This window comes from Sphingomonas sp. BL-S-25 (assembly GCF_055521555.1).
Map to the genome: position 1 here is coordinate 3,269,666 of NZ_CM145486.1, position 15,467 is coordinate 3,285,132.

12 protein-coding genes are annotated in these 15,467 nt (G+C 66.9%); 10 read left to right on the forward strand and 2 right to left on the reverse strand.

The features are described 5' to 3' along the window. Positions 1-39 precede the first annotated feature (39 nt). Positions 40-366 (reverse strand): YnfA family protein, encoded by a 327-nt coding sequence (locus ACZ1H8_RS15815; RefSeq protein WP_465178138.1) that lies wholly within the window; start codon positions 364-366, stop codon positions 40-42. 43 nt (positions 367-409) lie between these two features. Further along, positions 410-952, reverse strand: coding sequence for a WG repeat-containing protein (locus ACZ1H8_RS15820; RefSeq protein ID WP_465178139.1), 543 nt, complete (start codon positions 950-952; stop codon positions 410-412). 62 nt (positions 953-1,014) lie between these two features. Here ACZ1H8_RS15820 and ACZ1H8_RS15825 point away from each other — a divergent pair, with 62 nt between their 5' ends. From ACZ1H8_RS15825 to ACZ1H8_RS15870, 10 genes are all read left to right on the forward strand, one after another. Continuing rightward, positions 1,015-1,698: a GNAT family N-acetyltransferase gene (locus tag ACZ1H8_RS15825; protein WP_465178140.1), complete on the forward strand. Its 684-nt coding sequence runs from the start codon at positions 1,015-1,017 to the stop codon at positions 1,696-1,698. Between the two features lie 31 nt (positions 1,699-1,729). After that, on the forward strand, positions 1,730-3,508 hold the full coding sequence (locus ACZ1H8_RS15830; RefSeq protein ID WP_465178141.1) for a right-handed parallel beta-helix repeat-containing protein: 1,779 nt from the start codon (positions 1,730-1,732) through the stop codon (positions 3,506-3,508). A 157-nt stretch (positions 3,509-3,665) separates the two neighbouring features. Further along, positions 3,666-5,081, forward strand: coding sequence for an adenosylhomocysteinase (gene ahcY, locus ACZ1H8_RS15835; protein WP_465178142.1), 1,416 nt, complete (start codon positions 3,666-3,668; stop codon positions 5,079-5,081). Positions 5,082-5,290: 209 nt separating this feature from the next. Further along, positions 5,291-8,440: a TonB-dependent receptor domain-containing protein gene (locus tag ACZ1H8_RS15840; protein WP_465178143.1), complete on the forward strand. Its 3,150-nt coding sequence runs from the start codon at positions 5,291-5,293 to the stop codon at positions 8,438-8,440. A gap of 131 nt (positions 8,441-8,571) precedes the next feature. Continuing rightward, entirely contained in the window at positions 8,572-10,380 is a 1,809-nt protein-coding gene (locus tag ACZ1H8_RS15845) for a tetratricopeptide repeat-containing sulfotransferase family protein (protein ID WP_465178144.1), read from the forward strand. Positions 10,381-10,530: 150 nt separating this feature from the next. Next, positions 10,531-12,858 (forward strand): sensor histidine kinase, encoded by a 2,328-nt coding sequence (locus ACZ1H8_RS15850; protein WP_465178145.1) that lies wholly within the window; start codon positions 10,531-10,533, stop codon positions 12,856-12,858. Continuing rightward, the gene (locus ACZ1H8_RS15855) at positions 12,855-13,214 is read left to right on the forward strand and encodes a hypothetical protein (RefSeq protein ID WP_465178146.1); all 360 of its coding nucleotides are present in this window, start codon (positions 12,855-12,857) and stop codon (positions 13,212-13,214) included. Before ACZ1H8_RS15850 ends, ACZ1H8_RS15855 begins: the two co-directional genes overlap by 4 nt. Next, positions 13,211-13,654 (forward strand): tRNA (adenosine(37)-N6)-threonylcarbamoyltransferase complex ATPase subunit type 1 TsaE, encoded by a 444-nt coding sequence (gene tsaE / locus ACZ1H8_RS15860; protein ID WP_465178147.1) that lies wholly within the window; start codon positions 13,211-13,213, stop codon positions 13,652-13,654. The genes ACZ1H8_RS15855 and tsaE overlap by 4 nt, the downstream gene beginning before the upstream one ends. Next, the gene (locus ACZ1H8_RS15865; RefSeq protein ID WP_465181410.1) at positions 13,651-14,625 is read left to right on the forward strand and encodes an aminoglycoside phosphotransferase family protein; all 975 of its coding nucleotides are present in this window, start codon (positions 13,651-13,653) and stop codon (positions 14,623-14,625) included. The genes tsaE and ACZ1H8_RS15865 overlap by 4 nt, the downstream gene beginning before the upstream one ends. Beyond that, positions 14,622-15,398 carry a nucleotidyltransferase family protein gene (locus tag ACZ1H8_RS15870; protein ID WP_465178148.1) on the forward strand — a complete coding sequence of 259 codons (777 nt, stop codon included), beginning with the start codon at positions 14,622-14,624 and terminating at the stop codon, positions 15,396-15,398. Before ACZ1H8_RS15865 ends, ACZ1H8_RS15870 begins: the two co-directional genes overlap by 4 nt. Positions 15,399-15,467: the final 69 nt, after the last annotated feature.

Here is a 15,467-nt window from a genome sequence, read left to right on the forward strand (position 1 = left end):
TGATCGAAGGATGCCAGCGCGATCGCGGCGAGTTCGTGGTCAGCCGCGATGCGGCGCCAGCAGGATGATCGCCGCCCCCGCAAGGCACAGCGCGACCCCGCCCAGGTCCCAGCGATCGGGCCGCGCGCCCTCGACCGCCCACAGCCACAGCAGCGACATCGCGATATAGACCCCGCCATAGGCGGCATAGGCGCGCCCCGCAGCGTCGGTCGGCACCAGCGTCAGCAGCCAGGCGAACAGCGCGAGCGAGACCAGCCCGGGCGCGATCCACAGCGGCGACTTGCCCAGCCTCAGCCACGCCCAGAAGGCGAAGCAGCCGCCGATCTCGGCAAGCGCGGCAAGGATATAGACGAGAGCGGTCGGCATGCCGCTTTCTGGCAGGCTGGCGCGCGGGGCGCCAGCGTCGCGGTCAGCTGCAATTGGGATAGCCGCTGTTCAGCATCGCGGTGGGCGGCTGCTCGCGCCCCTTGGTGTCGATACAGGTCCAGCGGCCGCCCTCGTACCGGGCATGTTCGCCATCCTGTACGACCGTACAACCGAAACACACCGTCGCGCGGCCGTCGCGGAATGGAAGCGCGCCGTCGAACTGCGCGGGGATGGCCAGCCTCAGGCTTGTATCGATATAACCGATCTTGCCGCCGCGCTGCGACCTTGCCAGGCCGCTCTGAAACGGGTCGGCCATATTGTCCCAGGTCATCACCGGTGCCGACCGGCCGTCGCGCCGGACATAATACCAGCCATCGGTCCCCACCTCGGCAAGTCCGGTGCGCGGATCGTAACGCAGATCCTTCAGCACCGCGCGGTCGACCTTAATCGTGCCGTCCGCCGCCTTCGCGGCGCACTTGCGGGTGACGATGATCTCGTCGCCACTCTTCGTCCAGCGGTGGCAATCCAGGTCATAGCGCGGACCGGCACCCGTCAAGCCCAGCATCAGCATCGAAATCAGCAGCATGACCATTCCATCTCCGTTCCGGGGCTGGCCTTCGGGCCGCACCCCGCGCTAGCGCGGGATGCATGACCCATATCCTCGACCGTCCCGTCTGGAACGCGCTGACCAGCGGTTGGGCTGCATTGGCCGAGGGCGATGACCGCGCGCTGAGGCTTGCCGACGACTATGGCCTGTTCGTGGCATCGCGCGACCAGTCGCCCGAAAGCCTGGATGCGATGCGCCGCCTGTTGCCGGACACGGGCGTTCTGTGGCGCGTCGAGGCCGAGCATTTGCCGCCGCTGCCGGGCAGCCGGGTCGAGCGCGAGGCGCTGCTCGCCCAGATGGTCGCGGATAGCCTGACCGCGGCGCCGCAGCCCGGATTCGAGATCGTCGAGCTGGGCGATGCCGATGCCGAGGCGATGTTCGCGCTTGCCCGCCTGACCCAGCCCGGACCGTATAACCGCCGCACCCACCGGCTGGGCGGGTTCATCGGGGTAAAGCTGGACGGCCGGCTGGTGGCGATGGCGGGGGAGCGGATGCGGATGCCCGGCTTCACCGAGGTCAGCGGCGTATGCACCCATCCGGATCATCGCGGCCGGGGCTATGCCGGCGCGCTGCTCCGCCGGATGGCGCAGGCGATCCTCGATCGCGGCGAGACGCCGTTCCTCCACAGCTATGCCGATAATGCCGGCGCGATCGGCCTCTATGAGTCGCTCGGCTTTCGGCAGCGTCGGCAGGTCTGGTGCCACCTTCTGTCGCGAACCGGTTGAGGGGGATGCGCGGCGGGCCTAGGCAAGGCGCATGACCGAGACCAGTCGCCGTTCGCTCCTTGCCGTAGCCGCTCTGGGCGCCTCGGCGGTTGCCGCTCCCGTTCGCGCCGCCGGCGATCCGGGTGAGGGTGACGGGGACGGAGAGGTGCTGGCGGTTGCGAGCCGGCGCGCCGCATCGGCCAGGCGCATTCCGGCGGGCGTCACCGCGCTGAACTGCGCCGGCTATGCCCGCGCCGGCGACCGGGGCGGGGCGGCGTACCTGCGCGTCGCGGCCGAACCGGTGCATCAGGGCAAGCTGCGCTCGGCCGATGGCGCCTGGTGGGAGCTGGCCGAGCTCGAGCTGAACCCGTTCCAGTTCGGGGCGAAGGGCGACGGCCGGGTCGACGACAGCGCGGCGATCCAGGCGATGTTCGATTGCGTGACGGTACGCGACATGCCCTCGCCGATCCGCTTCCTGGGTGCCCGCTATCTCGTCCAGTCGCCGCTCACCCTGCCGACGGTGCGCGCATTCGTCGCGATCGACATCGATGGCGGCGGGGCGATGCTGCGCACCACCCAGCCGATCACGATCCTCAGCCGGATGCCCAAGGACCAGCGTGACGCGATGATTGTCATCGGCCGGTCGCATTACGACATCCATCACCTGGAGTTTCGCGGCAATTTCCTGGCCGGCCAGGTCGGGCTGCACCTGGGCGCGACCTATACCAATGTCGTGCGCAACTGCCTGTTCGCCAATCTCGAATATGGCTCGATCGGCACCTTCTGCCTCGCCAGCGCGTGGCGCGACAATCAATATGGCGCCTGCATGAAGCGCGCGGCGGTGCTCCAGACGGGAGCCGGATCCGATCACGGCGCCTTGTGGCCCGGGGCGATCGAGACCAACTCGGCCAGCAATGTCAGCGTATTCGAGAATTGCCGGGTATTCGGCCATAACGACCAGCAATCCGCCTTCGCCATCTTCGGCAGCGACGCGGTCCGGCTGAACGGCTGCATTTCCGAAGGCGGCGGATCGGGCACCGACGTCGTGTTCGACTATCAGCGATCGCCGGTCTGCAAGCAGTTCCATATCGACATGTTCCACTGCGAGGCGCCGAACCAGACGCTCGCCTTCCGCATCCGCGCGACCGGCAAGGTCACGATCGAGCGGGTCGTGCGCAGCTATCGCTCGGCGCTGGTCGATGCCAGCGGATCGGCGGACTGCGAGATCGTGATGCGCGGCTTCGCCTGGCTGGGCGACCTGCCCGAGCCGAGCGGCAAGGGCCCGAACCCCAAGGGGCGCTGGTTCTTCCATTCGCGCGGCAACGGCATGGGTGCCGCGGTCGAGGGCAAGAGCTCGAGCAGCGTCTCCTTCCGCTTCGAGGAATGCGCCGAGGAAGCGTGGAAGCTGCTGACCGATCCGGAGAAGTGGGAAGGGGGGCAGCTTCCCGACATGCTCCATATCCGCGGCATCCGCGGCGCCAATGGCGGCGTCATGGAATGGTCGAACGCGCCGATCACTTTCCTCACGCCGCTCGGATTTGCCGACGGGACGACCTTTGCCGGTCTGAAGACCGGGATCGTGCGCACCGGGCCGCAGCGGCTGGCACCCGGCGCGACGGCGATCGAGACGGTAGACGCGCCGGGCCTGAGCGCGACCCAGCATTTCGCGATCGTCAATCCCGCGCCGGGCCAGGTCCCGCCGCCGGGGCTGGTGTGGAACGGCTATCTCGCGGCGGAGAACCGGCTGGCGATCCGCCTGACCAACGTCTCTTCGGCCCCGATCGCGATCGACCCGATCGAGTGGAGCTACTGCGCGCCGCGCCAGCGTTGATCGGCGAAAGGCCGGCTCGCCTCGTCGCGTCGTTGCCACCTGATATAAAGATATCTTTATATTTGGATTGCGACTGCCCATCTAAGCGGCTATGGCGCGCCGCATTGCGGCTGGCACTTTCGTGCGCCGCCCGAATTCCTGAGTTGGAGAAACCCCAGTGGCTACCGTCGTCGACAAACCCGACTATGTGATCAAGGATATTGCGCTCGCCGATTTCGGCCGCGCCGAGATCGCGATCGCCGAGACCGAAATGCCCGGCCTGATGTCGCTGCGCGAGGAGTTCGGCGCGTCGCAGCCGCTGAAGGGCGCGCGCATCACCGGCTCGCTCCACATGACGATCCAGACCGCGGTGCTGATCGAGACGCTGGTCGCGCTGGGCGCCGATGTGCGCTGGGCGACCTGCAACATCTTCTCGACCCAGGATCACGCAGCGGCCGCCATCGCCGCCGCCGGCATCCCGGTGTTCGCGATCAAGGGCGAGAGCCTGGCCGATTATTGGGACTATGTCGGCGACATCTTCACCTGGGATCGCGAGACCGAGGGTCAGACCGCCAACATCATCCTCGACGATGGCGGCGACGCGACGATGTTCGCGCTGTGGGGCGCGAAGCTCGAGGCGGGCGCGACCCTGCCCGAGCCCGAGAATGACGAGGAAGTCGAGTTCCAGCGCGCGCTCAAGGCGTTCATCGCCGCGAAGCCGGGCTATCTGACCCAGACCGTCAAGAACCTGAAGGGTGTCTCGGAAGAGACCACCACCGGCGTCCACCGCCTGTACGAGATCGCGAAGAAGGGCGAGCTGCCCTTCCCGGCGATCAACGTCAACGACAGCGTCACCAAGTCGAAGTTCGACAATCTCTATGGTTGCAAGGAATCGCTGGTCGACGCGATCCGTCGCGCCACCGACGTGATGCTGGCCGGCAAGGTCGCGCTGGTCGCCGGCTTCGGCGACGTGGGCAAGGGCTCGGCCGCATCGCTGCGCAACGGCGGCGCGCGCGTGCTGGTCACCGAAGTCGACCCGATCTGCGCGCTGCAGGCGGCGATGGAAGGCTATGAGGTCATCACGATGGAAGAGGGCGTCGAGCGCGCCGACATCTTCGTGACCGCCACCGGCAACGCCGACGTCATCACCGCCGATCACATGAAGGCGATGAAGCCGATGTCGATCGTGTGCAACATCGGCCACTTCGACAGCGAGATCCAGATCGCCGCCCTGTCCAACTACGAGTGGACCGAAGTGAAGCCGGGCACCGACCTGGTGAAGTTCCCCGACGGCAAGCAGATCATCGTGCTGGCCAAGGGCCGCCTGGTGAACCTGGGCTGCGCGACCGGCCACCCGTCGTTCGTGATGTCGTCGTCCTTCACCAACCAGGTGCTGGCGCAGATCGAGCTGTTCACCAAGGGCGAGCAGTATGACAACAAGGTCTATGTCCTGCCCAAGCACCTCGACGAGAAGGTCGCGGCGCTGCACCTCGAAAAGCTGGGCGTGAAGCTGTCGAAGCTGAGCGACAAGCAGGCCGCCTATATCGGCGTGCCGGTCGAGGGTCCGTTCAAGCCGGATCATTACCGCTACTGAGGCGCCCGTCGCCATTGTTGCGGAACTGAAAAAGCCGCGTCTCCCAACGGAGGCGCGGCTTTTTCTGTGATGTGAAAAGCACACCTCCCGAACAAAAATTGCGCAATGCAACCAGTGTCCGGTTCCGGAGTATCCACTGTTCACAATCGGACAAAAATCAGAAATAGTTCGGTGTGACCTGACAGGGATTGCAACAGGGGAGTACCAGTATGCGCCATTCGAATGGCCGGTCGCGGACCGGCCTGACCCTCAGTGCGTCGGTCGCGGCCATCGCGATGATGCACGCGCTGCCGGCGGCAGCACAGACCGTCACCAGCACGCAGGACGACCCCGCGGTCGTCGCGCCGCAGGACACGCCGACCACCACGTCGGAGCCCAGCGAGATCGTGGTGACCGGTTCGCGCATCCGTCGCGACAATTTCAACACGCCGTCGCAGGTGAACGTCATCACCCGTGAGGACAGCGTCCTCGCCGGTGCACGCTCGACCGGTGAAATCCTGCAGAGCTCGGCGGTGACCTCCGGCACCTCGCAGATCAACGGCTCGTTCCTCGGCTTCGTTTCCGAGGGCGGCCCGGCGGCCAGCACGGTCGGCCTGCGCGGCCTTAGTGCGTCGCGTACCCTTGTCCTGCTCAACGGTCGCCGTCTGGCACCGGCCGGCGTTGGGCCGCAGCTCGTCGCGGCCGACCTCAACACCCTGCCGACCGCGATGGTCCAGCGGATCGAAGTGCTGCGCGAAGGCGCGTCGTCGGTCTATGGTTCGGACGCGATCGCGGGCGTGGTCAACGTGATCACCGACACCAAGTTCAACGGGCTGACGCTCGACGCGTTCACCGACCAGCCGATCCAGCATGGCGGCGGCGGCCGCAGCTATCGCCTGTCGGCGACCGCCGGCAAGGTGTTCGACCGCGGCCACATCACGGCCTCGGTCGAGTATCGCGAACTCACCGGCATGCGGGTCCAGGACCGCGAAGAATTCTCGTGCCCGCGCGACCTGTTCTTCAACGCCCAGGGCCAGGAGATCGGCCAGCGCGATCCGGCCACCGGGCAGCTCCAGTGCTTCCCCTACACCACCGGTGGGGGCGTCGGCATCGCGAGCGGCTATGGCATCGCGCAGAGCTTCAATGGTCTTCCTGCGAGCCGCCTGACCTTCCGCAACGGTGACATCAACTCGCCGCTGGCGGTCAACGGCCTCGACCGCGTCGGACCCAGCCAGACCCAGTTGCGCGACCACATCATCTCGCCGGTTCGCACCTACACCGCCTATGTCAACGGCGCCTATGAACTGGGCATGATCGGCGACGCCGAAATCTACGGCGAAGCGCTGTTCACCCGTCGCAAGTCGGAGCAGGATTCGACCTATCAGTTCAACTACAACACCGGTGACGAGCGCCTTTCGTCCAGCAATGAGATCTTCGGCGGCAGCTATGAGGGCACGCCGGTGTCGGATTTCGGCTATCCGGTCAGCCCGTTCTTCCCGAACTCATTTGCTGCCGCCGGCTATAACATCTTCACCCCGTTCATCGTGCCCGATCGCACGACGACCAGCCGCCAGCGCGTCGACTTCATGCGCGCCAATGCGGGTCTGCGCGGCTCCACCGGCATCGGTGACTGGCGCTATGACGTGAACTTCCAGTATTCGCGAACCGACTCGCGCAACAGCATCGAGCAGATCGACGTTCGCAAGCTGAACAACGCGCTGCAGACGGTGCTCGCACCTGCAGGCACGCCCGACAGCCTAGTGACCGTTGCGGTCCCGGGCCAGGCAGGCGCGGGCAACCGCTACACGTGCGCCTCGAACGTCAGCAGCAGCGGCGCGATCCTGGCCGGGGCAACCTGCGTTCCGTTCAACATGTACAGCCCCGAGGTGCTGCTGAACGGCCGGATTCCCTCGAACGTGTTCGACTATCTGTTCGACGATCAGGTGGGCACGACCAAGTTCGTCCAGCAGACCATCTCGGTCGGCGTCGACGGCACGCTGTTCAACCTGCCCGCCGGCCCGGTCCGGGCGGCAATCGGGTACGAGCATCGTTACGACCATATCGACGATATTCCGTCGGAAACCGCGCTGACCAACAATCTGTACAACTACAGCTCGGCAGGCCGTACGCGCGGCAGCGATTTGGTCGACGAAGTCTATGGCGAAATCAACATCCCGCTGCTGAAGGAAAAGCCCTTCTTCTACAGCCTCGAGCTGAGCGGATCGGCGCGCTACACCCACTACCGTTCCTATGGGTCGGACACGACCTATCACATCAACGGTCAGTGGGCGCCGACCTCGTTCCTGCGCTTCCGCGCCAATTACGGCACGTCGTTCCGTGCGCCGAATCTGTATGAGCAGTATGTCGCCGACCAGACCGGCTTCTATGGCCCGGGCGCCGACCCCTGCAGCGGCTTCGGCGACCTGCCGACGTCGTCGAACGTGTATAAGAACTGCCTCGCTGCGCTGACCCCGATCCTGGGCGCCGATGCGACGAGCTTCATTGCAAGCTCCGGTCCGCAGGTCACCACCCGCGGCGGCGCCGGCAATCTGCAGGCCGAACATTCGACCTCGTGGGGCCTGGGCGGCGTTCTCACCGTGCCCAAGTCCATCGCCGACATCTCGCTGGCGGTCGACTATTTCAACGTGAAGGTCACCGACGAAGTCACCACGCTGGGATCGCTGGTCCTCAGCCGGTGCTATGAGGCCGACGATTTCCCGAACAACCGCTATTGCGACCTGATCGATCCGCGCCTGCCTTCCAGCTCGGCGCAGCGCGGTAACCTGGACTCGTTCCTCAATCCCTATCTCAACGTCGCTCAGCAGAGCGCCGAGGGGATCGACTTCGATCTGCGCTACAATAGCGAGCTCTTCGGCGGCCGCTTCGTTGCACGCGGTCAGGCGACCTGGATGATGCACCAGAAGTTCCAGCTGTTCGCGGATGATCCCATCGACGACTATGCAGGCACACTGGGCGTCCAGGGTGCGGGTGCGGGTCCGAAGTGGGTTGCCAGCGGTGAGCTGCGCTACACGCTTCCGTCCGACGACGTGACCTTCCGCTACGGCGTGAAATATGTCGGACCGCAGGACTCGAACGGTTCGGTCGATCCGGAGCTGTCGCCTGCACCGTTCCTGGGCGTGATCGTCGCCGATCTGCGCGCAGAAACCTATTGGGAACATGGCGCGTCGGTCCAGTTCCGCTGGGACAAGGTGGGCCAGGTCACGCTGGGCGTGAACAACCTGTTCAACGCGCTTCCGCCGGGGATCAGCTCGTTCCCGACCACCGATGGGCAGTTCACCCGCGTCGGCAACTACTTCAACTCGAGCAATTACGACCTGCTGGGTCGCACGCTCTTCATGAACGTCACGCGCAGCTTCTGATCGATCCGATCGGAGCCGCTCGCGGGCCGGATGGGGAATCCTCCATCCGGCCCGTTTTTTATGGGGCCGATGGCATGGCGGGTCGCGGCCGCCATGCTATCCTGGTCCGCAGTTTCAAGGCTGGAGTGAGTATGAAGCCGTCCCGCATCCCGTCCCGGGCCGTCGATCCCGCGCTGATGCTGCAGGACATCCGGGACCGCCTGTCATCCGATCCGGCGGGGGCCGTGGCTGCGGCGCGGTCGGCGGTTCGTCACTATCCCGACATCAGCGCCGCGCGCCGCCTGCTGGCGCGCGCGCTGCGCGCAATGGGGAACGAGACCGAGGCGGAGAAGGTCGAACTGGACGCGATCCGCATCGCGCTGGCGCATCCGACGATGGTCGGCGCGCAGCGACTGCTGGATGACGGGCGGGTCGAGGAGGCGGAGCAGGCTCTCCGTCCTTGGCTGCGTGAAAATCCCGACGATGCGGGCGGCGCGCTGCTGCTCGGCACGATCGCAGAGCGGTGCGAGGCGGTGAAGGAGGCGGAGAATCTCTACCGCCGCGCCATCCTGCTGGCGCCGGCTTATGCCGAGGCACGCGTGTCGCTGGCGAAGCTGCTCAACCTCACCGGCCGCCACGATGAGGCGCTGGCCGAACTCGACGCCGCGCTGACGCGCGACCTCAAGCATCTGATGGCGCTGGCCTTCAAGGCCGGACTGCTCGTCCAGCTTCGTCGCCTCGACGAAGCCGATACCGTCTTCAGGCGGATGTTGCGCGCCCATCCCGGCGATGGGCGCGGCTGGATGAACTACGCCCATCTTGCCAAGACGCAGGGGCGCATCGAGGACGCGATCCAGGCCTATCGCAACTCGGTCGCCGCCAACCCGTCGAGCGGAATCGCCTGGTGGGGGCTCGCCAATCTGAAGTCGGTCAAGCTGACGCGCGAAGACACCGTCGCGATGCGCGCGGCGCTGGAGACAGCGGAGAATTCGGACGATCGCCTTCATTTGCATTTCGCGCTTGGAAAGGCGCTGGGCGATCTGAAGGATTATGAAGCGTCGTTCGATCATTACCGGCAGGGCAATCGGCTGCGGCTGGACCAGGTGCCGCATGATCCCGGCAAGGTGACCCGTAACGTCGACAGCGCGATCCGGCGCTTCACGCCCGATTTCTTTGCTGCCCGTTCGGGCCAGGGCTATCCGGCCGCCGACCCGATCTTCATCGTCTCGATGCCCCGCTCGGGATCGACGCTGATCGAGCAGATTCTGGCGAGTCATCCGATGATCGAGGGGACCGAGGAGCTGTACGATCTGGAGCGGATCGCGCTCGATCTCGCCCCGGGCGAGCCCGCGGGGAGCTATCTCAACCGGATCGACGGCCTCAGTGCCTCGAAATTACGGGACCTTGGGCGGCACTATATCGACGCGACCCGCCGCCATCGTCGCACCGATCGGCCCTTCTTTACCGACAAGATGCCGAGCAACTGGGTGTTCACCGGCCTGATCCACCTCATCCTGCCCAATGCCAGGATCGTCGATGTGCGCCGGCACCCGATGGCCAATGGCTTCGCTAACTTCGCCCAGCATTATAATTGGGGGATCAACTTCGCCTATGATCTGAACCATATCGGCCGCTTCTATGGCGATTATGTGCGGATGATGGCGCATTTCGATCGGGCCACGCCCGGTCTGGTTCATCGCGTGATCCATGAAAAGCTCGTCGACGATCTGGAGGGCGAGGTTCGTCGCCTGCTCGACTATCTCGGCCTGCCGTTCGACGAGGCTTGCCTGCGCTTTCACGAAACCGATCGCGCCGTCCATACCCCGAGTTCGGAACAGGTCCGTCAGCCGGTCAATCGGCACGGTTTCGATACATGGCGCAACTACGAACCATGGCTGGAACCTTTGAGGGAAGCACTCGGCGACGTGGCGAACAGTTACGACGCGCCCCCGCACAACTAGGCGCCTCACCCGGTTTTCTCGCGTTTCGCGATCCGGCAGCGGACGATGTTGATCGGCATTGCGCGCCTGCGAAGGCTTTTTCTTTGCCCCCGCTTCCCGTTTTCCATGCGGCTGGCATAAGGGAAGCCGCATGATCCGGCGGCGGCTTCCATGATCGAGATTTCGACCTCCTCGGCGGTGATTGCCGGGGCTGCGCTTGCGTTGCTGGTGCTGGGCGCCGTCGTCGCGCTCGCCGCTGGCTTGAGGGCGCGGGCGCAGGGGCGGGAGATTCACGAGCAGAACCGGCGCCTATCGGCGATGGTGTCCTCCTCGCCCGCTCAGGCGATGATCGTGCGTGCCGATGGTCGGGTCGAGCTGCCGCGGCGGTTGGCCGACTGGCTGGGCCGGGCGGACGTGCCCGCCGACATCAGCGATGTGTCCGACGCGCTGGAGGCCGATGACGCCGCCGCGCTCAACGATCAGATCACCGCGGCGCAGAAGGCGGCTCGGCCCTTCAGCCTGTCGGTGCGCGCGCGCGGATCGGAGCGCGCGCTGCTCGTGATCGGCGACCGTGCCGCCGATGCGGTCGGCGCGCCGGGCGGCGTGGTGCTGTGGTTTCTCGACACCACCGAAAGCCAGGAGGAGATCAGCCGCCTGCAGCGCGATGGCAGCCGCCTGCGCGCTGCGTTCGATGCGCTCACCGGGCTGATCGAGGCGGCGCCGATGCCGATGTGGTATCGCGGCCCCGATCTGCGGCTGCTGATGGTCAACACCGCTTACGTCAACGCGGTCGAGGCGGCGGATGCCGAGGATGCGGTCGAGCGCGGGCTGGAGCTGGTCGAGGGCGGCGGGCTCGGTGGCCCGCTCGCCAATGCCGCCATCGCCCGCGACACCGGGGAACCGCAGATCGCGGCAATGCCCGCCACGATGGGCGGCGCCCGCCGCATGCTGCGCCTCCACGATGTGCCGCTTCCGACCGGCGGCGTCGCCGGCTTCGCCCTCGATATCGAGGAGCTCGAACAGCTGCGTGGTGGCCTGAAGCGGTTCAGCGCGGCACAGCGCGCGATGCTCGACCGGATGAGCGCCGCGGTCGCCCAGTTCGCGCCCGACCACAGCCTGGTGTTCGTCAACCAGCCCTTCCGCCGCATGTTCGCGATGAAGCCCGAATGGCTGGCCGACCGCCCCGAGTTCGACCGCGTGCTCGAACGGATGCGCGAGGCCAAGCGCCTGCCGGAGATGCGCGACTTCCCCGCATGGAAGGCGGAGCGCCGCGACTGGTTCACCGCGCCCGACGCGGTGGAGGAGACCTGGACGGTCGGATCGATCCACCTGCGCGTCGTCGCCCAGCCGCTGCCCGAGGGGGGGCTGATCCTGGTATTCGAGGACCGCACCCAGCAGCTCGAGTTGCAGCGCGAGCATGGCGAGATGCAGGCGGTCCGGACCGCGACGCTCGACAGCCTGTCGGAGGCGGTTGCCGTATTCGGCAAGGGCCGGCTGCAATTGTGGAACCGCAAGTTCAGCGCCTTGTGGGACGAGGAGGGGATTTTCGACGGGCGACCGCAGATCGCGACCATCGCCAAGGTCATCGCGCCACGGTTGGTGCGGCCGCAACAGGCGGAGGTCATCGGCGACCTGATCCGCTCCGCCGCGCGCGACCGTCAGCAGCGGGGAAGCACGCTGCAACTCGCCGATGGCCGCTGGTTCGATGTCACCGCAGTGCCGCTGCCCGACGGCAATGCGCTGTTGACGATGCTCGACACCAGCGACCGCCACCGCGTCGAGCGCGCGCTGCGTGACCGCAACGAGGCGCTGGAGGCGGCCGACCGGGTCAAGACCGCGTTCGTCGCCAATATGAGCTATGAGCTGCGCACCCCACTGACCTCGATCAAGGGCTTTACCGAGATGCTGCAGGGCGGCTTTGCCGGGCAGCTCAGCGCCAATGGCCAGGATTATGTCGCGGCGATCCTCGAATCGGTCGACCGGCTGGGCACGCTGGTCGACGATGTGCTCGACCTGACGGGACGCGAAGGCACCCCGCTCCAGCGCGAGCCGGTCGAAATGGCGGCGGTCGCGCGCGAGGCGGTCGAGCTCGTCGCGCCCGCGGCCGACGCCAGGCGGATCGACCTGGCGGTGGAACTGACCGACAGCTCGGGCAACATCGTTGGCGATCCGCGCCGCATCCGCCAGGTGATCGAGCATCTGCTGCGCCACGCCATCGGCGGCACGCCGGAAGAGGGCAGGGTGCTGCTGCATCTCGACGGCAATGAGCGCGTCTCGCGGATCATCGTGTCCGACGACGGTCCGGGCATGACCGCCGAGGCGCAGGCGCGGGCATTCGATCGCTTCGCCCATTCGGGCATTTCGCGGAATGGCGAGCGCGCCCTGCGCCTCGGCCTGCCGCTGGCCAAGCAGTTCGTCGAGGCGCATGGCGGCAAGATCGCACTATTGTCCGAACCGGGAGAGGGAACGCTTGTGACTGTCGAGTTGCCGCGCAAATGAGTGCCGGTCCGCCTCGTAGCGAATTGTCGCCGGCCGAGATTTCGCTGCGCGTCGGGGGCTTTGCGGCGGTCCTCGGGCTGCTCGGCCTGGGACCGCCGGGGCTGCACCTGTTTGTCGGCGGACTGTTCACGCTCGCGACATTGGCCTTTTTCTGGGAATCCTGGTCGCGGCGCCGGTCGCGCATGGCGCTCAAGATGAACCTGCTCTGGGGCCTGTTCTCCGCGGTCGGCGCGATGCTGCTGGTCAGCGGGCTGGTGCGCGCCGCCGCCATGCCGCTGCTCGGCTTTGCCGGCGTGTGCCTGGCGCTCGCGGTGATCGCGCGGCTCAGCCAGGGCGACAGCGAGCCCGAGGCATGATCCTGCCCGATCTCGACGCCTCGCTCGACCTGGGGCGGCGGCTGGCGGCGGTCGTTCAGGCCGGTGACGTGATCGCCCTGTCGGGGCAGCTTGGCGCCGGCAAGACCAGCATCGCCCGCGGGCTGCTGTCCGAATTGGGGCTTCAGGAAGAGGCACCGTCACCCAGCTTCGCGATCGTCCAGCCCTATGACCCGCCCGAGGTCCGGCTGCCGGTGCTGCATGTCGACCTCTATCGGATCGAGGATCCGTCCGAGGCGGAGGAGCTGGGACTCGACGATGCCCGGGCGGACTCGCTGCTGATCGTCGAATGGCCGGAGCGGTTGCCCGATAGCTGGTGGCGCGATGCGCTGTGGCTCACCGTGGATGTGGCTGCGGACGGCGCGCGCCGCTTGACAGCGCGGGTGCCGGCGGCTTGGGGGTCGCGATGGCCCCTGACATGAATCCGCCCGCCGCGGCGCCTGCCTTTCTCGTCGACGCCGGATGGGGCGAGGCGCAGATCCTGCCGCTTGCCGGCGACGCCTCGTTCCGCCGCTATTTCCGCGTGGTCGAGCATGAGCGCTCGGCGATCCTGATGGACGCGCCGCCGCCGCACGAGGACCCACGGCCGTTCATCAACATCGCGCGCTGGCTGACCGATCGCGGCTTCGCCGCCCCCGAGATCCTGCACGAGGACCTGGCAGAGGGCCTGGTGCTGCTCCAGGATTTCGGCGACGCCCGGATGCGCGAGACGGTCGACGCCGCACCCGAAAGCGAGCTGCGCCTGTACGAGGCGGCGATCGACCTGCTGGTCCGCCTTAGCCAGCATGACGCGGCCGATGTCCGCCCCTATGATCTGAAGGAATATCAGCGCGAGGTCGGGCTGCTGACCGAATGGTACTGCCCGGCGCTGGGGCTCGAGGTCGATCCGCAAGGCTATGTCGATGCCTGGGATGCGGTGCTGGCGCCGCTGCTCGACGGTCATGCGCCGGTCACGGTGCTGCGCGACTATCATGCCGAGAACATCATGCTGATCGAGGGCAGCGAGACCTTGGGACTGCTCGATTTCCAGGACGCGCTCGCCGGCCATCCGGCCTATGACCTGGTCTCGCTGCTGCAGGATGCGCGGCGCGACGTCGATCCGGTGCTCGAGACCCAGATGCTCGATTATTATCGGCGCCACACCGGCGTGGGCGATGCGTTCGACATCGCCTATCACGTGCTGGGCGCGCAGCGGAACGCCAAGATCGTCGGCATCTTCACCCGGCTGTGGCAGCGCGACGGCAAGCCGCGCTATGCCGGGCTGTGCCCGCGCGTGTGGCGCTATCTCGAGCGCGACCTGGCGCATCCGGCGCTGAGGCCGGTGGCCGACTGGTTCGACGCCAATATCCCCGCCGAAAAGCGCGGCGATCCGATGGCGATCCTCGGCGCATGAGCAGCGAGCCGGTGAAGGGCAAGAAGACCCTGGCGATCCGCCCGCAGCCGCCGGTCGCGGTTCCGGAGACGGCGATGGTCATGGCCGCGGGTCTCGGCAAGCGGATGCGTCCGTTGACCGCGACGCGTCCCAAGCCGCTGGTCCAGGTCGGCGGCCGGGCGATGATCGACCATGTCTTCGATCACCTCCGCGGCGCCGGGGTGAAGCGCGCGGTCGTCAACGTCCATTACCTGGCCGAACAGGTCGAGGCGCATCTGAAGGCGCGGGTGAAGGACATGGAGGTGCTGATCTCCGACGAGCGGGAGCAGTTGCTCGAGACCGGCGGTGGGCTGGTCAAGGCACGCGAGCTGCTGGGCGACAGGCCGTTCCTGTGCGTCAACAGCGACAATCTGTGGGTCGACGGCCCGATCGACGCGATCCGCCAGCTCGCCGCCGCCTGGGACGATGACCGGATGGATGCGCTGCTGCTGATGGTGCCGCTGTCGCGCGCCAACGGCCATGCCGGGCAGGGCGATTTCCGCCTCGACCCGCGCGGGCGCATCGTCGATCGGCGCAAGCCGGGCCGGCTGGCGCCGTTCGTCTATACGGGCGTACAAATTCTCTCGCCGCGCGTGCTGCGCGACTGGCCGGAGGGGCCGTTCTCGACCAACCTGTTCTGGAACCGCGCGATCGAGGCGGGGCGGGCCTGGGGCGTGGTGCATCAGGGCCTGTGGTTCGAGGTCGGTACGCCCGAGGCGATCGGCGAGACCGAGGCGGTGATGGCGGTCGCCTGACGGCGGCCGTCCACAGCATTTCCGGCAAGGTCGGATGACGCGAGGCCAATCGCGTGGCATCGTCCGGCG

Excerpts from the sequence above, each read along its gene's own strand:
- ACZ1H8_RS15815 (WP_465178138.1), bottom strand. The coding sequence starts at position 366 with ATGCCGACCGCTCTCGTCTATATCCTTGCCGCGCTTGCCGAGATCGGC.
- ACZ1H8_RS15820 (WP_465178139.1), bottom strand. The coding sequence starts at position 952 with ATGCTGCTGATTTCGATGCTGATGCTGGGCTTGACGGGTGCCGGTCCG.
- ACZ1H8_RS15825 (WP_465178140.1), top strand. The coding sequence starts at position 1,015 with ATGACCCATATCCTCGACCGTCCCGTCTGGAACGCGCTGACCAGCGGT.
- ACZ1H8_RS15830 (WP_465178141.1), top strand. The coding sequence starts at position 1,730 with ATGACCGAGACCAGTCGCCGTTCGCTCCTTGCCGTAGCCGCTCTGGGC.
- ACZ1H8_RS15840 (WP_465178143.1), top strand. The coding sequence starts at position 5,291 with ATGCGCCATTCGAATGGCCGGTCGCGGACCGGCCTGACCCTCAGTGCG.
- ACZ1H8_RS15845 (WP_465178144.1), top strand. The coding sequence starts at position 8,572 with ATGAAGCCGTCCCGCATCCCGTCCCGGGCCGTCGATCCCGCGCTGATG.
- ACZ1H8_RS15850 (WP_465178145.1), top strand. The coding sequence starts at position 10,531 with ATGATCGAGATTTCGACCTCCTCGGCGGTGATTGCCGGGGCTGCGCTT.
- ACZ1H8_RS15855 (WP_465178146.1), top strand. The coding sequence starts at position 12,855 with ATGAGTGCCGGTCCGCCTCGTAGCGAATTGTCGCCGGCCGAGATTTCG.
- tsaE (WP_465178147.1), top strand. The coding sequence starts at position 13,211 with ATGATCCTGCCCGATCTCGACGCCTCGCTCGACCTGGGGCGGCGGCTG.
- ACZ1H8_RS15865 (WP_465181410.1), top strand. The coding sequence starts at position 13,651 with ATGAATCCGCCCGCCGCGGCGCCTGCCTTTCTCGTCGACGCCGGATGG.
- ACZ1H8_RS15870 (WP_465178148.1), top strand. The coding sequence starts at position 14,622 with ATGAGCAGCGAGCCGGTGAAGGGCAAGAAGACCCTGGCGATCCGCCCG.